Genomic DNA, 19981 nt, shown 5'->3' on the forward strand with positions numbered 1-19981 from the left:
CCGATGAGAGTGTCAGGGTCTATCAAAACCTCAACACCCTCATCGGAGAGCTTGCCCTGGCTAAATCTGGTCAGTTATCTCCAGGAATCCCCTGCCTTTAGGCATGGGGAGGATGTCAAACGCCAAACGATGAACAAAATGAGTAGATAAGTTATTCAATTGTAGTGCGCTCCTCTTGTAAGAGGACAGCGACTTTTATGAACTTGAAGGTTGTGAATTTTTCGTTTTGCAAGGGCGGTGTCGATGGAGGAAGCAGGAAATAGCCAATAGAAATGACATGAGACATTTTTTCCCATAAGCTGCAGAATAGTTTAGAGCAAAGTAGAAAAGCAAAATCATTTTTGAGACAGATTTTAAATAGATGTCAGTTTTCAAAATGAACCTGGTTTTGCTCCATCGACATCGACTTAATAGATCCAGTAAGCTTACTTTTGAAAATCCTAAAAAAACAAAAGGAAAAAATAATCGCAATACACCTCGATAAACAGCACGTTTCAAATCCATTTTATTTTCTGCCATAATCTTTTGTCCCATGATCCAATGGAAAGGTCGACTTTGAATTTTCCATTCCCAGAAAACACACCAACAGAAATAACAGAAAGGAAAAACTAAAAGTAATGTTACTCTATTGAAAATCTTGGCACAAAGAGAAAAAAGCAAAGCTAATTCAAAACCACTAATAAGCCATCTTTGAAAGAGGGAGCATTTATCTGATTTATTAGAAAGAATATATTTTTTTTCCATTACAAAATTTTCTTTTTATTAAATAGGTCGGCCATTTTTCAATTTGAACTGACCTAATAAAAAAGAGATGGGAAAAATTACTATTAATCGATTGGGTTTATTTTTTCTCTTCAATCTCTTTTATACAGGATGCTCTATTCAGTCTTCTTATTTGTCGAGTTTTCCTCAAAACATAGAATGCCAAAAAATCGATTATCTGCTTTCTGCCTCCCAATTAAGAGTTGTCCCATCGAAAGAAGGTTTTATGCTTTCAAGTCCGCTTGTCTATGCAAAGAGAATTCTTTTACCGATAGGAACCGAGTTTCGAGCCAAAAGAGTTTTTCCCCAAACATTGCCACCTAGATATATTGTGGAGGCTCTCCGATTAAATTCCAAATCCTCTTTTGTTCCAGCAACCGGTGTCGTTTTTTATTCAGAAGGAAAATATTGGCTTACCTTAAGCAATCTCTATTTACCCAAAAATTGAAGAATTAAAACAGATCGCCTTACAACAAAAATGAATCAAATGAAGCCAATAGACATGGAGAATAAAACTAAAGAAAATAATTTTTTGCTTTCCATAAGAAAAGAACAGAACAAAACCACCACTTCGATCGGAACGAAAAATAATAGATGGAAAAGAATCGAAAATATTGTCGGTTACTTATTTGTAATTATTTTGTCAACGATCTTTTTGTATCGGATTATTCTAATCTTTCCGATTTTAAAAAATTATCCTTGGAAGGCCAATTTCAAAGAAGAAGAAAAGATTCTACGTGAAAAAGAAAACATTGAAAAGCTGCTTTTGTGGACTAATCGATTTCACAAAGAGATTATTAACGAAATCAATCCAGCCAATCTTGTAGCTGCTGTCTGTTTTTCAGATGTTCCTGGACTACAGATTGAGCAATTCCATATGGAATTGCTTGATACTTCTCATAGGATTAGGTGCATTCTGAAGGTTCATTCTGAAGAACCAAATAGTATAGAAACTTTGGGTTTTTACTGTGCTCTTGTTTCTCTGGCTTTTGAAAAGAGTGTGGGGAAAAAAGTAAAATTTGAATTTTCCAATATTGAACTACCCAAAGAAAAAAAGGAGCAAATAAGAGCGACTTTGACTTGCTTTCTTTCTAAAGAAGATCTGCGATGAAAAATTTCATTCTGAGAGTTTCTTTTTTTATTTGTCTATTGGGTCTGGCTTGGTTTTTTTCAGAATTACTCGTTAGTTATCTTCAACAGAAAACAAGCAAAAAGCTGAATATGGAAAAGGAATATGAACAAGCACAAAATTATATTCAGAGGGTTGTTACACAAGAAAAAAAAGCTAGAAATTCAAAAATATGGTATGAATCAAGGGTAAAGCAAAACACAGAAGCCATATTGATTGATGTCCTGTCTCGATTTCAAAGGCAAAGAAACGATTTTAGGCTATTAAGCATTTTTCATGACCCTATGGGGATTGGCATTAGAGCCGAAGCGAGATCTGGAGCTGTAGTTCAGTTTTTAGAATTTTGCTTCGATGAACTCCCCGATTTTACTCCAGTATCGATTGTTCTAGCTCCTCCTTCTATTCATCAGAATGCTGGGGCTCTAACCTGTGAATTCATTTACAAACGCAATAGCTTTGAACAATCACAATCAAAAATGAATCCATTAAAACCCATGGAGAAAACCAATGAGAAAATTCAGCTTCTTTCGCCTTTTCCTTCTCTTAAAAAATAATCAAGAGCTCACTGGCACTCAATCCTGGATTCCTAAATTTCCTCTACCTATTTGGCGTTTTTTGTCAGTTCATCCCTTAATATTTTTAATGCCTTTAGGAGCTCTTATCCTCTTATTAGCAAAAACACTAGATGAAGGAAAAATGCTAATAAGGAAAACTGATCCTATCGAGTCATATGACTTGCAATACGATCAATTCTGTGATGAAATTTCCCATTCAAATCTTTCTTCTTTGACTTCCAGAAAATTGACTTCCAGAAAACCTGTTCCTCTCCCTGCGAATGGCATTGATGCTTTTGGCCTTCCTGTTCAAGGAACATTTTTAACTGGATCCTCAATGGATAATCCAAAGGATTCCCTTGCTGATCTTGCTTCAAGTATACCAATTCGAGGATTTCAAGAAGGCAAGGAAGTTATTATTGGAAACCGAGTGTTTCATCCTGGGGATGTGTTTTTATTAAGAACCTTAAATCAATTGCAAAAAATTAAAGTTCTTTCTATCGAAAGCACTGCTCTTATTCTGCAAGATCAAGCAGGAGTTGAAGTAAGAATTCCTTGGCCAAGGGTAGTGATGGATGAAAATGGTGTCTATGGGGAGATTCAGATTTATAATTCTTTAAAAAGATAACCCTTAATGCTCATTTTTCTAATATTTTTCAACAACATGAATAGAGCTAGGCTTGGTTTTTTTGTGATTTCCTGTTTTTATCTCTCCCTTTGTCTTGCTCAAGAGCTACAAGAATCATCATTTTCTTCCAATGCTTTGGATATCGATATAGGATTTAAAAAAAGAGATTTAACCTCTGGAGAGGAAATGCTGCAAAATGATTCTCTGGATGATGATAAACCATATGTGATTTTTGACATGACTCTAAACGATTTTCTTATGGTGATGGCTCAACGAGCAAAATGCAATTACATCCCCAAAAAATCAGTGGAAGGTAGAGTGAGTGCAGTTTTTTATGCTACCGATCCTATTTTAATGGCTAAAACAGCCTCACAGGCTAATGGGTACAAGCTTTTGACAAAAGAAAAGATATTTGAAGTTAAAAGAGAAGAAAGTGGCATGAAAAATTCTTTGCCTTCTCTTTATACTCAGAAAAAGAAGCGAAGCGTGGATGCTCTTAAATCAGTTGAAAACAATAGAGTCTTTAAAGCTAAATTGCATGCAACTCCTCATGATCTTTCACACAGCATCAAATCAAACAGACCAAAAGGACCTTTGGCAGCAGTGAAATCAAAGCAAGAAAATAAAAAACTTAAACTCTTAAAATAAAAGTCAACTATTCAGCCCTGAAGGGCGGAGCTTGTGAGTCAGGCTGGGTTGACCAGGGAAAGCGGTAGTCAGTCCGCTCCGTTTGCAACAGGTCGTTAAGACCCACTCCGGGATGCTTCCTCAGTCCCGGACACTGGAAGGTGGGAATCATGCTGGGCAAAGGCAAAGGTCCGAAGGTTCTCACCGACACCGCAAGGTGTGAGCCGGTTGCAGACCTTCCCGAGGGGAGACCGCTGCGCGGGGCAATATCCGCAAGGCGGCCTTACAAGGCCCCTAAGGACTTAGGAGAAAAATGGTGGTATTCGTTTTGGACAAAAGGAAGAAGGCTCTGATGCCGTGCTCGGAGAAGCGGGCGTGGATGCTACTGGAGCGCGGAGGTGCCTGCTTTGACCGGATGGTGCCCTTTACCATCCCTCCGGTGGACCGCAGGGTGGAAGATTCCGCCTTGCAGCCTCTGCGATTGAAGCTGGACCCTGGCAGTAAGGCTACCGGCATGGTGTGGGTGCGGGGAAAAGAGACAGTGGATGCAAGCACCAGCGAAATCGTCCGTGCCATCCCCGTGCACATGCTGCTGGAATGGCAGCATCGAGGAGAGGCTATCTGGGATGCGCTGGCCAGGCGGCGGGCGTTTCGACGGCGGCGGCGTGGGAACCTGCGCTATCGTCCGTCACGGTTCGATAACCGGAGCAAGCCAAAAGGCTGGCTTGCACCAAGTTTGCGGCATCGGGTGGATACAGTGCTGGGGTGGGTGACACGGATCGGTCGTCTTAGGCCGATTACCGCCTTATCGCAGGAACTGGTGCGGTTCGACACTTTGGCCCTGAAGCATCCCGAAATCTCCAGAACGGAGTACCAGCAAGGCAGCTTGTTTGGCTACGAAGTGCGGGAGTATATGCTGGAGAAGTGGGGCCGCAAGTGCGCTTATTGTGACGCCACTGGATTACCGCTGGAGATTGATCATATCCATCCCTGCTCAAAGGGCGGCAGCGACCGCCTGAGCAATCTCACGCTCACTTCTCACCCCTGCAATCAGCGCAAGGGGAATCAGCCCCTGGAGCAATTCTTAGTAAAAGCGCCGGAACCTGCCCAAAAGATAATGGCCAAGGCCAAGTCTCCGTTGCGGGATGATGCAGCGGTGAATAGCAGCGGGTGGGCATTGTTTCAGAGACTCAAGGCGAGGGGCCTGGAGGTCGAAGTCGCCAGTGGTGGCCGGACGAAGTGGAATCGGTATCGGCTCAGTATTCCCAAGACCCACTGCCTGGACGCGGCCTGTGTGGGGCATGTGGACGCTGTGGAGTGCTGGAAGCAGCCGGTATTACAGGTGCAGGCCATGGAGCGCGGCAGGTATCAGCGCACACGCCTCACGAAGTACGGCTTCCCGCACGTATACCTGACCAGAAGCAAAAGCTCCTTCGGGTTTCAGACCGGCGAGCTGATAGGGGCCGTGGGCAGAACCGGGAAGAAAGTTGGCATCTACCTTGGCCGTGTTGCCATCCGTGCCAGTGGAAGTTTTGAAGTCCAGACCGGTAATGGGCTGGTGCAAGGGAAGGCAAGCACTGATTCTCTACCTTGGTCGGGCGTGCAGATGGATATGGGTATTCGTGGACCAAGATAGCATTGGACAAAGGAGACGGAGGGAACTGGGGCGGCTTATGCCGCCGCGCTATCCCTCCCCGGCATGAATGCCGGAGTTTCCCGCACAACTGGATGAATCCAAAAGAGCAGAGAAGAAAATCGTAAAATATGGAAAATATTCTTTTTAATGATTGTTCAAAAGAAGACTCTATCTTTAATTTCTTTATTTTTTTTATGTTTTTGTTGCAAAGCCTTTGAGCAGACCTTAGAAAGAGCTTTTCATAAGAGTCGATTGGACAGTTACGCTCAACTTATTCTTTTACCTAATCCAAACCAACCTGGAACTTTACAAGCTCATGTGATTTTTACTCAACAATACAAGGTGCATACCCATGATTACGAGCATTGGGAAAAAAATGTTCCAATTTTTGAAGAAGACCCAAGATTTTCAGCTTTATGGATGAAATATTGGGTTGATGGAGTCACTGTTCCTATTAGTCGAAGACAGATCAGTCAGTGGAATTGGTTCTATGTAAAAACAAAACATAATTGTCAATATTATTGGGCAGCAGATATCTATTGGCCTAAAAACAAAACAGTGACAACCTTTTTGCAGGCTGAATTTCTTGTATTGGCTACCTCTGCTACTAAAGATTCTTTCGAGTATATAAACAATGTTGGAGTTACTGGTAGTGGCTCCTCACCCTTCGATGAAATTTCATTTACTTTTGATCTTTCAGGGATTGCTCGATCAATACCAGGAATTGGTAAAACAAATTCTTCTTTCTATATGCAATGGATCTATGGGAGTTTTTTCTCTATATATCCGAAAGGGTATCGATTAGAAAAAGGAAAAGTACGGTGGCAATTTAAAAATGTTTGGAAAATCGACGAGAAATTTAAAGTAGAATGGTATGCGTGGTACAGATAGATAAAACAGATTGGATGAGAAAAGAAAAAAAGGTACTCTGACTTTTGGCGGTCATAGAGATCAGAGTTTTTAAAACCCAAACTGACGGAAGCAAACGTTCTTTATATCTTTCAGAATTCAGAGACTTCAGTTCATTCTATCATTTCTATTTTTCACATTACAAAAGCCCTAGTTTTTAACAAGGGCTTAGAGATTCAACCCGCACTACCCCACTCTTTATGCTTGCTTCCGACGAAACATTACTCTTCTCCACACAATTGTTTTTAAGGCTTTATATCCTCATCAGGAATAGCATTAACATCTGCTTCACTCAAAGGAGCTGTTCGACCTTTATATTCTTCTCTAGCAGCTTTGACCTGTTCGACTGTTACAGGAGTTCCTTTGTTACCCCATGATTGTCTAATGTAGGTTGCCACCGCAGCTATCCGATCGTCGGATAATATGGCTTTCCAGGGTTGCATCACTCCGTTGTATTGAGTGCCATCGACCTTAAAGGGCCCTTGCAAGCCATTTAAAATAATAGCAACAACTCTTTTTGAGCCCCCATTAACGATTTTTGTTCCGGCTAAAGGTGGATAAACCCCAGGAACACCAGTACCCGTTGGTTGATGGCAAGCAGCACAATTCATTTCATAAAACTTCTTTCCGTCTTTCATTATATCTTGAGCAAAAAGAGAAGATGAGAAAAAAAGAGAAGAAATTCCTAGAACAATAGCTTTGTGAAATTTTCTTTTCATATAGAGTAATGCCCTTTAAGTTAGTTAACTTGTTTTACTTATCCATATGGATTTTACTTATCCATATAGATTTATTGTTAAAGTTCTTTCTCATAGAAGAACTTAAGATAAAAATTTTTGTCAATCATAAAATAAAGTTTCTTTTTATTATAAACTGCTAAGGAGCCAATCGTTCAATTTTCCATTGGCCGGAAGCTTCTTTGGAATAAAGAAAACGGTCATGGAAACGATTTTCTCTGCCTTGCCAAAATTCTATTTTTTCTGGAATCAATCGATATCCTCCCCAGTTGTCAGGCATAGGAACGGTTAGGGATGCGTATTTGGCTCTATTTTGATCGAAAAGAGTTTCCATGTATGTTCTATCAGTTGGAATGGGTTGACTTTGTGGAGAAGTATATGCAGCAATTTGGCTTAAGAAAGGTCGCGTTTGGAAATAACGAAGGGACAATTCATAGCTAGTCTTTTCACAGGTGCCACTGACGCAAATTTGTCTATAAAGGGTTGGCCAATAACAAGCAAAAGAGGCTTTTGGATTTTCTTCAAGATGTTTGCCTTTGATACTAGAGTAGTTTGTAAAAAAAAGAAAGCCTTTCTCATCAATTGCTTTGATTAAAACAAAGCGAACTTTAGTTTCCCCTTGATTGGTTGAAGTAGCTAACGCCACGGCGTTTGGTTCAAAGGGTTCGGTTTCTAGGGCGACCTCGTACCATTTGATGAACTGTCGCAAGGGATTTGCATCTAATTCTTCTATTGAGAGAGCTGTTCCAAAATAGTCTCTTTGTTTTTCTTTAAGGTACATGATTCTCATATCTACGATTTTTTCTTGAATATGACAAGTGGCAGAAATACAAGAAGACAATACTCGCAATAGTTTTTGAATTTCCCTACAAGCGAGTAGATTATTTTATCTCATGGACAAATCAACCTTAACCACCCATCAAAAAGCACTACAAATCAATCTTGATTCCCAAAAATATGGAACGTTTGCTGAAATTGGTGGTGGGCAAGAAGTGGTCCGCTGGTTTTTCAAAGTTGGAGGAGCTGCTGGAACGGTTGCTAAAAGCATTTCTGCTTATGACATGACAGTCAGTGATGCCATATATGGGCCTACTGAAAGATACGTCTGTCAAGAAAGGCTCTCAAGAATGCTAGACCATGAATATGACCTTTTGATCGACAGACTGGAGGTTAAGCGAGGAAAAAACACACAATTTTTTGTCTTTGCTGATACCGTTACCATTCAGGGATATCAACAGCGAATGGATTGTCATGGTTGGATGGGAATTAGATTTCAAGACAATCCAATGGGAAAATGGAATGATGTTATCATTCATGTTCGATTTCTTGAGCAGGAACGGCTACAACAGCAAGAAACACTCGGGATTTTGGGAGTCAATTTGATCTATGGAGCTTTCTATTACAATCAAGATCTAGTGCTTTTTATAGAATCGTTGATGGATAATATTGCCCCAGGGAAAATTGAAATCGATTTAATCGATACCTCTGGGCATTTATTCGAAAAAATTGACTTAAGATTGTTGAACTTACAACTCCTAGTTTCTGGGCTCACTCCAGTAATTCTGTTTACACCTAATGGAAAAGCTGTTCAGCCTTCGGATCTTCTCTATAAAAAAGCTATATTGATTGAAAGAGGAAGGTTTGAACCTGTGACAAATCTCAATATGGAAATGATGGAAGTGGCCAGAGCCAAATTTCTACAGGAACCAGAAATTGCCGATGCCGCCAAACTAGAAATAATGGAGATTACTACCCGCAATCTTTTAACCGAAATGGGCACGATCGATAAAGAAAATTTTATCCAAAGAATTGAACTCCTCTGTGCATTAAAACAACATGTTCTAATTTCAAATTACGCTGAATTCTATGAAATTTCGACTTATTTGAACCGTTTTACCAAAAATCTCATTGGTCTGGTTCTGGGAATCCCTCTTCTTCAAGAACTTTTTAACGAAAAATACTATTCATATGTCGAAGGAGGTATTCTGGAAGCCATGGGTAGACTTTTTAAAAAAAAAATCAAACTTTATGTCTATCCTACGTTTGATCCTCAAACCTCCAAACTTATAACTGCCGAAAATCTGGAGATAAAAGGTCCAATCAAACATATCTACAATTATCTACTGGAATCGAATCATTTGATCCCCTTGCATCCCATTAATCCACCCCTTAAATCTTTTTCTCCAAAGGAAGTTACAGAATATATTAAGTCAGGAGACCCCCGGTGGAAAGAATTGGTACCAATAAGAGTAGTAGAAATTATTCGTGAAAAAAAGTATTTCGGTTACAAAGAATTAGAGGAAGCATCTTCTAACCATTGAGGACAACGAAAAGGACTTTTTCCAAAATCATCTATTAGGGCTATTGGGATTTTATATCTTGTTTCAATGAGTTCTATCGCCATTGGAACAACGCCCAAAGAAGCATATTGGTTCAATACAAGGCCCTTGATAGAAACATCTGCGGCCAGGATGTTTTCGATTGTAAGAAATGTATGGTTAAGATATCCGAGTCGGGTATGCGCAACAATAACAACAGAACAGTGGAGGATTTGAACGAGGTCTCTTAAAAGCCATTTTCGTGAAATAGGGGTCAGCCATCCACCTATCCCTTCAATAACAACATGACTAAAGCTCTCCATCATGTGAGCAATCGCTTTTTGCACGTCCATAAGATGGATGAATTTTCCTTCTAGCTCTGCAGCAATCGCAGGCGCCATAGGCTCAGAAAAATAAAATGGATTAAGGTTGTCCAAACTGGTTCTTCTGTCGGATGCTTCCCAAAGTCTTATAGCATCCTCTCTTCCACCAGTAGAAATAGGTTTTAAGCCAATGGCATTGTATCCTTTTTCTCTCCAATATTTCACAAGCTCATAGCTAAAGGCTGTTTTTCCTACCCCAGTATCTGTCCCTGTTATAAAAACAGTCATTGTTAAAAAATGGGTTTTCTTTTAATTCACTTTTAAGAATTGCCTAAAGATTTATCTAATAAAAGTGAAAAAAAAAATCTCTTTTTTCATCCTTTTCTTATGTCTCTCTTTTTGATCTCCATATACAGTTTTCTAAATAGAGGAACTATTTTCCAAAAGACATAGAATGGTTCTGTTACAAGATACTGTTTTTTAATATCTCTTTGACATAATGTAAAATTGTTTTAAAAATATTGACGTCTGTGAAAACGGATTGGAGCGAAGGCTATCCAGGGACTGTGGAGTGATGGAGGTCCTCGCAAAGATCGGGGCGTAAAAATCTCGTCACCGTTATTGAGGCTTGACGGGAATAGTACATTAAGTATAAATAGAAAGTAGAGAATAATAGAGGTTAAAATGGCTGATAGAAATAATAAATATCCAGGAAACGTTTTTGGAAAATATTACGTCGATACGCAATGTATAGATTGTGATTTATGCAGGGAGACGGCCCCTGCCAATTTCAAAAGAAACGATGACGGTGGCCATTCCTATGTTTACAAGCAGCCTCAGACACCAGAAGAAGAAGAACAATGCAGGGAAGCTAAAGAAGGCTGCCCTGTTGAAGCCATTGGAGATGACGGAGACCTCGATGTCATGGAGGTAGAAGTAGGAAGGTCGACTGAATCTTAAAAATATTCCATTTAAATTGCTCTTCTGAAGGTTTTATGGGGGAAATTCGACAACAGTCTGTTTCAAAAGTCGAGATGGAAAAAGGAGCGGGACAAAGAATAGATACTTTTTTAGCTTCGATTTTAAAAATATCGAGAAACAAGATTAAAAAAAAATATTAAATGGGACACTTCGTTTTAAAAATGGTACCCCCATTGAACCTTCTTATTTGATTCGTGGCGGAGAAGAAATTGAAATCCTTGATGCCGAAGAGAATGATAATACCTTTTCTCCTCGCCCTGAGAATATCCCTCTAGACATTCTTTTTGAGGATGAAGAAGTTATAGTTATTAATAAACAAAGAGGTATAGTCGTCCATCCTGGATGTGGTCACTGGTCAGGGACTATAGTCAACGGCCTACTTTTCCACTATGGTCATTCTTTACCTAGTGTTGCTCTTCATCGCCCTGGAATCGTCCATAGATTAGACAAAGATACCTCTGGAGTAATGGTTATTGCAAAAACAGAAGAGGCTCTAAAAGCACTTCTTTGGCAGTTTTCTACAAGAAAGATAACAAAAACCTATATCTGCTTATGCAAAAACAGATTTCCTTATCAATCCTTTACTTATAAATCGAATATCCAAAGGCATTCTACAAATAGAAAAAAAATGTCCGTTCATTTGACAAAAGGGAAGGAATCAGAAACTCAATTTTCTCTTCTTTATGCTTCTTCAGAAGCTTCTATGCTGAAGTGTCGGCCTATTTCTGGAAGAACCCATCAAATCAGGGTTCACCTCGCCCATCTTGGGTATCCTATTATTGGTGATCCATTGTATGGGAAAGGCGTTAGAAAATATCCATTTCCAATGTTGCTTCATTCCTATGGATTAAAGTTTTTGCATCCGAAAAAGGAAAAAATTGTCGAAATTTTTGCTCCTCTCCCTCAAGATTTTAAAGAGGCATTAGAATTCTTTTATGGAAAAAATCAACCATGGAAAGATCAAGCCGTTGATCTATAAGTATCTTGAAATCCTTCAAAGCCTTGGTTATACCCATCTCTCTTTCCCAAGGACTTTAAAAAAAGAGACCGAACAATCCATAGAAGCATCGAAGACAAACAAGCTATCGGATTTATCTTCCTCTCTCAATACCAGCTATCAGAAGATAACGCCAAAGGAAAAAGTGGATCAAGAGCTCAACCTTTTAAAAAAAAAGGTAGAAAATTGTCAATATTGCCAGCATCTTGTGGCGTTCCGTACTCAGACTGTCTTTGGCTCAGGAAATCCTTTGAGTAAATTGATGTTTGTTGGTGAGGCCCCTGGAGCAGAAGAAGACCAACAGGGAGAACCTTTTGTTGGTCCAGCAGGTCAGCTTTTGACAAAGATGATCAAAGCTATGGGATTAAGTCGCGATCAAGTCTATATAGCGAATGTCTTAAAATGTCGACCTGACATCCCTAAAGGCCAAAAAGGAAATCGAAAACCAACTCCTGAAGAAATGGCTACCTGCCTACCCTATTTGTTATCTCAAATACGGTTAATTAATCCGAAGGTGATTGTTGCTCTTGGGGCTACGGCTTATGAAGGATTGACTGGAAAAATAGGCATAAAAATTAGCGAAGTTAGAGGAAAATTTATCGATTTTAATGGAGCTTTCTTAATAGCTACGTATCATCCTTCCTATTTGCTTCACAACCCTTCTCTTGCAAATAAAAGAAAAGTTTGGGAAGATATGCTGGCAGTGATGAGCAAACTCCAGATGCCTATTTCTGAAAAACAAAAGAATTATTTTCTTTCTTAAAACCTTTTGAATTACTTCTTTATTAGTTTCTTTTTAGATTTTATATTTTCCAAAATGCTTCATGTAGTTCCGTTAAATCAACTCAAGCAATGAAACTTTCTCCTCCCAAAAAAAACTTTCCCACAAAAAAAGAACCCGAACCCCCCTTCCCTTACCTAAGGTTTCTTGTTCAGATTGGAATTGCTCTTTTTCTTGTATGGTTATGGCAAGAGAGCCTTCAGAAGGCAACAGTTTCGACCATTCCTTACAGTGAATTTCTCAACAAACTAAATCAAAAAGAAATAATCGAATGCAAAATTACCCCAGATGAAATCTATGGAAAAATGCTGATTTCAAAACCAGAAGAAAAAGGGAAACCACCAAAAATCGGGCTTTTTTCAACGGTAAGAGTTGATGATCCTGATTTAGTAAAACGATTGCAGGCTGCAGGAGTTGTCTATGGGAGCGTCAAACCTAGTTTACTATCACAAATTCTTTTTTCCTGGGTCGTACCTATCCTTATTTTTTTTCTGGTCTGGTTTGCTCTTGCCAGGTTTGTTGGAGGAGGCGGAGCCGGTTATTCCCTGCTGAATATAGGGAAAAGCCGAGCGAGACTCTTAGTAGATGAAAGCACAGGGGTAACATTTGCAGATGTGGCAGGATGTGATGAAGCGAAGTATGAGCTGCAAGAAGTTGTAGATTTTTTAAAAAACCCTTCCCGATATAAGGCCCTTGGAGCAAAAATTCCCAAGGGAGTATTGCTTGTAGGGCCGCCTGGAACGGGTAAAACATTGCTAGCTAAAGCGGTTGCCGGAGAGGCTAAAGTGCCTTTTTTTTCTATTAGTGGTAGTGAATTTGTAGAAATGTTTGTGGGTGTTGGTGCAGCGCGTGTTCGAGATCTTTTTGGGCAAGCCAAAGCCAAAGCCCCTTGTATAATTTTTATTGACGAGTTGGATGCCATTGGGAGACAAAGAGGCATAAGAATTCAAGTTGGATCGGATGAACATGAACAGACTTTAAATCAACTCCTTGTTGAAATGGATGGTTTCGATCCAAACGAGGGAATAATTGTTCTTGCTGCAACAAATAGGCCGGAAATTCTTGATCGTGCTCTTTTGCGTCCAGGCCGTTTTGATAGACAGGTTGTCGTTGATCTGCCAGATGCCAATGGGAGAGAAGCAATTCTGAAAGTTCATGCCAAAGGAAAACCTTTATCCTCAGACATCGATTTCAAAGAAATCGCTCAGGCTACCATGGGTTTTTCAGGAGCTGATCTGGCCAATCTCCTTAACGAGGCAGCTCTTCTAGCTGCAAGAAGAAAATCCACGTGCATTGAACAAAAGGACCTTTTTGAAGCTATGGAGAAAGTAATTGCAGGCCCGGAAAGAAAAAGTCGCGTAATTTCTGAAAAAGAAAGGGAAAGAGTTGCTTATCATGAAGTGGGTCATGCTCTTGTTGCCTTTTATTTAGAGCACGCTGAACCAGTAAGAAAGATTAGCATTGTCCCTAGAGGCAGAGCTGCTCTTGGTTATACTTTACAACTTCCTGCCTCTCAGCAATATCTGTTGAGCAAATCTGAACTGCTTGATCGGATTTGTGTAGCCATGGGCGGAAGAGCCGCTGAAGAATTGATATATAAGGATGTTACAACTGGAGCTGAAAATGATCTAGAAGTAGCGACAACGATTGCTCGACAAATGGTGTGTTTATATGGAATGGGAGAAAAATCAGGGCTTGCTCATTATGTGCCCCCACAACCACTCTTTGGAGGACTTGATAGTTCCTATCTGAAGGAATGTAGCAACGAAACAGCCCGCATTATCGAATTAGAAATAGAAAAGATTCTTGAAGAAAATTATGAAAAGGCGAAGTCTATTTTACAGCACCACCTTAAAGAATTACAAGAAGTCACAACAATTCTGTTGGCAAAAGAAACTCTCAGTGGTGAAGAGTTTAAAAGTATTTTAGAGAAGGTGAAAAATCAAGAAGGGGTCTCTTCTTCCTTTCTAAACAGCTCTTAGTTACTAATAAATCCTAAAGTACTTGATTCATTTTTTTCATTTGACCAATTAGGGGAGAAATGTCACTCTATGCCTATGGCCTTGAACTTTCCTTTCCGCAAGCCAAGCTCAAACGATCCAATAGAGACCAAAGAGAATCAACCCATTCCGCATTCTTCTAGTTCGGTTCCTCACTCTTCTACCTCTTTTCCTATAAAAAGTCCTCATACTCCTCATTCAGAATCCGTTGGCACAAGTTCTTTCATCCATTTTCATGTTCCTTTTATCCCAAAGTCTTCTTTACATAGTCCCTTACCCTTTCCTCCAGGTTATTTCTTTTCTCAACAAATGGCACAACCACCCAGTCCTTTCCAAAAAGTTTCTAGCGAGCCTAGCGAGTTGAACAGAAATCCAGAGCTTGGTAAGCCTTCTTTCAAAGTAGGAAATTTTCCTCTTAATCCCCTTCCTCAGCAGCCCTTTCAAAAACCCAATGCCCCTTTTTCGTTTCACAAACCCGAGGAAAAAGAGAAAAAAAAAGAAGAACCTTTTTCCTTTTCTTTCAAACAAGATGTTAATGTTGGCATCTCTCCTTCATTGAAATCTAGACAGTTGTCTCCTATAGAAACTTCTCAACCAGGAAAAAAAGAATTTTCTACGACGCCGGAAAACTCATCCTCATTTACTTCTTTTATTACGGATTCTATTAAGCCTCATGAAATGCAATCTACTGGTAATGGGGAGAATCAATTAAGACAGGATAAAAAGAAGGAACAACAGACTTTACCCAAAAAGCCAGAGGGGGAAAGAAGAAAAGAATCTCAAAAAGAAGAAAAGGAGAAAAAAAGCGCCAATATAGGAATGCCAAATTGGGTTGTTTTAGGATTATCTGCTCTTGTGAGTCTTTTGACAGCCACCTATTTTGTATTAGCATATTATGATATATTTTAAAAGGAGTAAACACAATGGCCTCACAATTAATAAAAAGTATAACCTCAAAAGAATTTGAAAATGAAGTTATAAAATCTCCCCAAGTTGTTGTTGTTGATTTTTGGGCTGAGTGGTGTGGTCCTTGTCATATGCTAAGTCCAGTCCTTGATGAGTTGGCTAAAGAGCTTGATGGTAAAACTAAATTCGTCAAAGTAAATGTGGATCAAGAACCTAATTTAGCTTATCAATATTCAATTCAATCCATACCAACCCTTCTAATCTTTAAAGGAGGTCAGATCAAAGGGAAACAAATTGGAGTTACTTCGAAAAACCAGATCCTTAATAAAATAAAGGATGCCGAAATGTCTTGAGGATTTACAGAATAAATTTCCTCTTGATTTGTGTGAGAAATTTTTTTCAATTATATTTGAAATCGCGGGGTGGAGCAGCCTGGTAGCTCGTCAGGCTCATAACCTGAAGGTCGCTGGTTCAAATCCAGCCCCCGCAATTTTTTTCTAATTATGGCTCTCCAATTCAGCTCTCTTTTTCTTTAGGCCTTCTTATTTTGGATTTCCTTTTTGTATTATTTCTAAGGAGTTTTTTTTCTCTCTGTTACGATTTCCCACCTTTTCTTTTACAATTTACAAGGAACTATTGTTATTTTTGCCATTTCCAAAATCATTGGATTCTTCATTGCCTTCATTGAGGCTTCGCTAATAGTCTAAGCCGATAAAAAAACAAGCAAGCTAAAAGCAATCTCTTAGAAATTACCCAAAGCATAACCTATCCCCACAACAATATTATTTGAAAAATATTGAATGGAACTAATTTCCCTATTCCCAACATAGTCTCTAGAAGATCCAAGCCATCCAAAAAAAGACTCAATTCGCAGTGACCACTTATCAGTCCAATGATAACGCATCCCCACATCCATAAGTGCGGTTGGGACAATTTGGATTCCTGAGCCCTGTGGAGCCAAGATACCAATTCCACTCCCTAGTCCAATAATAGGTTCCCACTGCCGAAGCCGATAACCAACAGTTCCAAAAAGGAAGACAAGACCTGTGTCCGTTGAAACAGTATAAGAATGGGGTCCAGAATGAACAGAAATCAATGAACCATTATAAGCAGATGTCAATTCAAGGGTAAAACTAAAATGACCAAGTTTTTCAGGATTGTACCAATAATAACCAAAAGTAGGAGAAAGAATGGTACTAAAATCATTATTCAAAATAACTTTGGAATTTCCTCCTTCAATATGTCCTCCTGAGGATCGGATCCATTGCGGCCCAACAAAACCTGCAACAAAAAATCCGCTTAATTTCTTTTCGTTCTCTTTTCTTTCTTTTTCATCAGGATTTTCTTTTAATAATACTCCTTCATCTTCGCCAATAGTTAGCCCAATGCACCGAAGAAATGGCGTGAATGAAAATAAGAAAGCAAGAAAAAATAAAATACAAACAAAAGTTTCTTTTTTCTTGGTTATCACAAGAATGGAGTAGCAGTCAGCCAATCCGTTGGAGCACCATTTTATGAAAAATTGAAAAAGAGAAAATCCAAGAGGTAAATCGAGGATGTTTTTCATGGGCTTTTGGATTTAGCAAGTTGTATACCAATTTTTTGACCTTATGATGTTTTAGAGAAAACAAGCCCTTCTTCTAAGTAAACAATATGCTAGAAAAGAATGACTGTTGTACGGAAAGAAGTCGGTCGATTGAACCAATGTCCAAAAATCAGTCGATTATTCCAATGTTTCTATCCCATGTTCTTTCATCTTAAGATAGAGCAAACTGCGATGGATTTTTAACCGACGTGCCGCCTCGGTACGATTGCCCTGACTTTCTTCAAGAGCTTTTTCTATAAGAAGCTTTTCAAGCTTTGCAATGGCCGAAAAGAAATCCAATTGTAAAAAATCCTCTTTCTCTCTCACATCGAATGTCTCTTTTTCCATAGGAATGCCAAGATCCTCTATCTCTATAGACTGCCCTCTAGCAATAATTCCTGCCCGGCGAATCACATTTTCAAGCTGGCGAACATTTCCTGGCCAGTCATATTCGAGAACGACTTTTTCTGCAGCTGCACTTAATTTTTTAAAGGAACCAGGAAAGTGTTTTTTAAGAAAATGATTAGCAAGCAAAAGAACATCTGATCCTCTTTCTCGAAGAGCCGGAAGTTCAATCTGTAAAACCTGAATACGATACAGCAGATCCTCCCGAAATTTTCCCATAGAGACAAGATCCAACAAATTTTTGTTTGTAGCGGCCACGATGCGGACATCAACAGGATAGGTCGTTTCAGAACCGATCGGAGTTATGGTTTTTTCTGACAAGACTCTCAACAGCTTTGCTTGCATAGCTAGGGGCATTTCAGCAATCTCATCTAAGAAAAGGGTGCCACCAGAGGCTTCTAAAAATTTTCCTTTACGATCTCGTAGCGCACCCGTGAAGGAGCCTTTGAGATGACCAAAAAATTCGCTTTCAAAAAGCGTTTCTGGAATTGCAGCACAATTGACGGCTATAAACGGTCCCATTCCCCTCGAACTGTGCCGATGAATGGCTTTTGCAACTAATTCTTTTCCTGTACCTGTCTCTCCAACTACTAGGACAGGACAATCGGAAGCAGCAGCAAATCCAATGGTTTTTTGAACACGTCGCATCGGCAGACTCTCCCCTATAAGCTCTTCAGGCTCAACAAACTGTTTTATTGAAAAAGAGGAAAAGGAAGATCTTTTCAAGGCTCTTTCAATGACTTCTTTAATCTCTTGTCTTTTAATCGGTTTACTTAAATGGTCAAAAGCCCCCCTTTTCATCGCTTCAATCGTATTGAAACTGCTTGAAAAAGCTGTCAATATAACAACCGGGGGATGTTGACTAGAACTACATAGCTTTTCAAGCAGTATGAGACCATCATACTCTTTTAATTTTAAATCTAGAAAAATAAGATCAACATCTTTAGCCAATTCCATGACTTTATTGGGGTCCGCTGTGTCTAATACGGAATATCCTAAAGAGTGGATAGTTTTGGAAAAAACATACCGAAAGGCGTTGTCGTCGTCTACAATTAGAATATCAGCCATAACCCTAAGTACTACTTGGTAAATAAATTTCGAAACGAGCTCCTCCTTCCCTTCCCTTTTTATATTCTATCCGTCCATTATGAGCTTCGACAATCTCTTTTACAATCGAAAGTCCAAGACCAAAACCACTGCTTTTCTTCGTAAAAAAAGGTTCGAAAATCGACTCCAGAAGATCTTCCTCAATACCCTTTCCTGAATCTTCAACAGATAGACAGAGTGAATTGTCTTTTCTTTCTAAAGCAACTTCAATCCATCCTCCTTTTGGAGTATGCTCTAGGCTATTTTGGAGAAGATTTTCAAAGGCTCTTGCCATACTTTGGGGATCAAAAACCCAATTTCCTTCACAAGGAACAACTCTCAACTCTACTTCGCATTTGTTTGCAAGTAACCCATATTTTTGGATCTGAGATTGAATCCAATCGGATAGATCGATTAGCTGTGGCATAATTTCACCAGCGTGAGATAATAGAACAATGCTTTCAAGCAACTTGCCCATGCGAGCCACTTGATCCAATATGCGATATAAGCCTTCTTTGTTCATCGTGCCATCTGTTTCCAAAGCGTTTTCAGCTTCAAGCTGTATGGTAGCTAGGGGGTTGCGAAGTTCATGAACCAACGTAGCTGCCATTCTTCCCAAAGCGACTATTCGCTCATTTTTTATCAGTTTATGCATTAATTCTTCTTTTCTATTTTTTTCAGCAATGAGGTTTTTCTTCGCATTAATTAAGGTAGCTACTAGTTTGTCCAATTCATCAAAACCAGTAGAAACCAAAGAAGGGATTTGGTCAGGAGGAGTGGTAGCAATGATTTGTTCGATTCGTGCGATTTCTTTTGACCAAGCATGGAGGATCCGCAACCCAAATATGCCAAGGAAAAGAGAAAAAATTAACAAGAAAGATAAAAAAACGGCTAATTTTTCGTAGTCTGATACCAGACGGATTGGCACACGAGTCATTGTCCATATAACGGTTTTCCCCTTCTTTGATTCTAAAGGTCTAACATAAAGGAGTATAGTTTCTCTTTTGCCGTCGAACTGTTTCAATAGAGATTCCTTTTTTTTTAGTGATTCCAATGCCAAAGTTACGATTCGATTCTTTTCTGCCGAAGGGACATCGAGCTTTAAGGAACCTTCATAGGTTGGATAGCTGTAGGCAATAAAACCCTGTTCACCATCCCATAATCCACCTTCCACGCCATTAAATGTCGAAAGAGAGTTGGCAATAACCAGATTAAAGGAATTTCCCTCTGTCCAATCTTTCAACTCGAAAAGAGACTTGATATTTTCTTCTATTTTTATTGCTCCGTTACGAACCATGTTTTTGCCCATCGATATTCTGGCTGAAACTCCCCAAAACAAAGCAATAAGACCACAAATGCCAAAGGTAATACCTAGAAGGATTAAAAGAATCCAAAGGAGAAGAAGGCCTATCCAAAGAGGATAACGGCGGAATATTAGCATACAGGAAAAATCAATATACCTATTGGTTCAGAATGGAGCAAATAAAGTTCTCCGTTCCATCAGACTTACTCGTTCCTGCTCAGAGAGGAACAAAGCTAACTTCCTGCTTCACAGAGGACAGTTTTACCATCGTCATGCGACGGTGGCCAGAGCTTTTTTTCTCCACCGGCTTCACA

At 39.5% G+C, this 19981-nt stretch carries 21 protein-coding genes and 1 tRNA gene; 15 read left to right on the forward strand and 7 right to left on the reverse strand.

Annotated features, from left to right (window positions below; all coding sequences use genetic code 11):
* Nucleotides 1-195 precede the first annotated feature (195 nt).
* A complete protein-coding gene (locus tag A7Q09_RS08655; protein WP_134391065.1) occupies nt 196-744 on the reverse strand; it encodes a hypothetical protein in 549 nt (182 codons plus the stop codon).
* Nucleotides 745-811: 67 nt separating this feature from the next.
* On the opposite strand from A7Q09_RS08655, the gene A7Q09_RS08660 reads away from it, so the two are divergent.
* The 7 genes from A7Q09_RS08660 to A7Q09_RS08690 all read left to right on the forward strand — a co-directional run bounded on the left by A7Q09_RS08660 (nt 812) and on the right by A7Q09_RS08690 (nt 6227).
* Complete coding sequence (locus A7Q09_RS08660; protein ID WP_134391066.1) at nt 812-1210, forward strand: hypothetical protein; 399 nt, start codon at nt 812-814, stop codon at nt 1208-1210.
* Between the two features lie 30 nt (nt 1211-1240).
* Nucleotides 1241-1873 (forward strand): hypothetical protein, encoded by a 633-nt coding sequence (locus A7Q09_RS08665; RefSeq protein WP_134391067.1) that lies wholly within the window; start codon nt 1241-1243, stop codon nt 1871-1873.
* Nucleotides 1870-2445: a hypothetical protein gene (locus A7Q09_RS08670; protein ID WP_134391068.1), complete on the forward strand. Its 576-nt coding sequence runs from the start codon at nt 1870-1872 to the stop codon at nt 2443-2445. The genes A7Q09_RS08665 and A7Q09_RS08670 overlap by 4 nt, the downstream gene beginning before the upstream one ends.
* Nucleotides 2399-3073: a hypothetical protein gene (locus A7Q09_RS08675; RefSeq protein ID WP_134391069.1), complete on the forward strand. Its 675-nt coding sequence runs from the start codon at nt 2399-2401 to the stop codon at nt 3071-3073. Before A7Q09_RS08670 ends, A7Q09_RS08675 begins: the two co-directional genes overlap by 47 nt.
* A gap of 36 nt (nt 3074-3109) precedes the next feature.
* Nucleotides 3110-3721, forward strand: a complete 612-nt coding sequence (locus A7Q09_RS08680) for a hypothetical protein (protein ID WP_166791967.1) — start codon at nt 3110-3112, stop codon at nt 3719-3721.
* A gap of 292 nt (nt 3722-4013) precedes the next feature.
* Complete coding sequence (iscB, locus tag A7Q09_RS08685; RefSeq protein WP_208526727.1) at nt 4014-5336, forward strand: RNA-guided endonuclease IscB; 1323 nt, start codon at nt 4014-4016, stop codon at nt 5334-5336.
* 147 nt (nt 5337-5483) lie between these two features.
* Nucleotides 5484-6227 carry a hypothetical protein gene (locus A7Q09_RS08690; RefSeq protein WP_134391071.1) on the forward strand — a complete coding sequence of 248 codons (744 nt, stop codon included), beginning with the start codon at nt 5484-5486 and terminating at the stop codon, nt 6225-6227.
* A gap of 263 nt (nt 6228-6490) precedes the next feature.
* On the opposite strand, the gene A7Q09_RS08695 is transcribed toward A7Q09_RS08690, so the two are convergent.
* Nucleotides 6491-6964: a cytochrome c gene (locus A7Q09_RS08695; RefSeq protein WP_134391072.1), complete on the reverse strand. Its 474-nt coding sequence runs from the start codon at nt 6962-6964 to the stop codon at nt 6491-6493.
* 157 nt (nt 6965-7121) lie between these two features.
* A complete protein-coding gene (gene pdxH, locus A7Q09_RS08700; RefSeq protein ID WP_134391073.1) occupies nt 7122-7772 on the reverse strand; it encodes a pyridoxamine 5'-phosphate oxidase in 651 nt (216 codons plus the stop codon).
* A 103-nt stretch (nt 7773-7875) separates the two neighbouring features.
* Between pdxH and A7Q09_RS08705 the strand changes: the two genes are divergently transcribed.
* Nucleotides 7876-9303 carry a TonB-dependent receptor gene (locus tag A7Q09_RS08705; RefSeq protein ID WP_134391074.1) on the forward strand — a complete coding sequence of 476 codons (1428 nt, stop codon included), beginning with the start codon at nt 7876-7878 and terminating at the stop codon, nt 9301-9303.
* On the opposite strand, the gene bioD is transcribed toward A7Q09_RS08705, so the two are convergent.
* Nucleotides 9267-9911, reverse strand: coding sequence for a dethiobiotin synthase (gene bioD, locus A7Q09_RS08710; RefSeq protein ID WP_134391075.1), 645 nt, complete (start codon nt 9909-9911; stop codon nt 9267-9269). The genes A7Q09_RS08705 and bioD overlap by 37 nt on opposite strands.
* Nucleotides 9912-10307: 396 nt before the next feature.
* On the opposite strand from bioD, the gene A7Q09_RS08715 reads away from it, so the two are divergent.
* From A7Q09_RS08715 to A7Q09_RS08745, 7 genes are all read left to right on the forward strand, one after another.
* A complete protein-coding gene (locus A7Q09_RS08715) occupies nt 10308-10583 on the forward strand; it encodes a ferredoxin (RefSeq protein WP_009058526.1) in 276 nt (91 codons plus the stop codon).
* A 208-nt stretch (nt 10584-10791) separates the two neighbouring features.
* Nucleotides 10792-11583, forward strand: a complete 792-nt coding sequence (locus tag A7Q09_RS08720) for an RluA family pseudouridine synthase (RefSeq protein ID WP_244228624.1) — start codon at nt 10792-10794, stop codon at nt 11581-11583.
* Entirely contained in the window at nt 11540-12364 is an 825-nt protein-coding gene (locus A7Q09_RS08725; protein WP_134391077.1) for a uracil-DNA glycosylase family protein, read from the forward strand. The genes A7Q09_RS08720 and A7Q09_RS08725 overlap by 44 nt, the downstream gene beginning before the upstream one ends.
* A gap of 89 nt (nt 12365-12453) precedes the next feature.
* A complete protein-coding gene (gene ftsH / locus A7Q09_RS08730) occupies nt 12454-14364 on the forward strand; it encodes an ATP-dependent zinc metalloprotease FtsH (protein ID WP_134391078.1) in 1911 nt (636 codons plus the stop codon).
* A gap of 69 nt (nt 14365-14433) precedes the next feature.
* Complete coding sequence (locus A7Q09_RS08735) at nt 14434-15291, forward strand: hypothetical protein (protein ID WP_208526728.1); 858 nt, start codon at nt 14434-14436, stop codon at nt 15289-15291.
* 14 nt (nt 15292-15305) lie between these two features.
* Entirely contained in the window at nt 15306-15641 is a 336-nt protein-coding gene (gene trxA, locus A7Q09_RS08740; protein WP_009058532.1) for a thioredoxin, read from the forward strand.
* Between the two features lie 63 nt (nt 15642-15704).
* Nucleotides 15705-15778: transfer RNA gene (locus A7Q09_RS08745), tRNA-Met, on the forward strand.
* A gap of 252 nt (nt 15779-16030) precedes the next feature.
* On the opposite strand, the gene A7Q09_RS08750 is transcribed toward A7Q09_RS08745, so the two are convergent.
* The 3 genes from A7Q09_RS08750 to A7Q09_RS08760 form a co-directional block, all read right to left on the reverse strand.
* Complete coding sequence (locus tag A7Q09_RS08750) at nt 16031-16855, reverse strand: hypothetical protein (protein ID WP_134391080.1); 825 nt, start codon at nt 16853-16855, stop codon at nt 16031-16033.
* A 156-nt stretch (nt 16856-17011) separates the two neighbouring features.
* A complete protein-coding gene (locus A7Q09_RS08755) occupies nt 17012-18346 on the reverse strand; it encodes a sigma-54 dependent transcriptional regulator (RefSeq protein ID WP_134391081.1) in 1335 nt (444 codons plus the stop codon).
* Nucleotides 18347-18350: 4 nt separating this feature from the next.
* Nucleotides 18351-19805, reverse strand: coding sequence for a HAMP domain-containing sensor histidine kinase (locus A7Q09_RS08760; protein ID WP_134391082.1), 1455 nt, complete (start codon nt 19803-19805; stop codon nt 18351-18353).
* Nucleotides 19806-19981: the final 176 nt, after the last annotated feature.

It is taken from the genome of Methylacidiphilum sp. Yel (assembly GCF_004421185.1).
In the GTDB taxonomy this organism is placed as follows: domain Bacteria; phylum Verrucomicrobiota; class Verrucomicrobiia; order Methylacidiphilales; family Methylacidiphilaceae; genus Methylacidiphilum.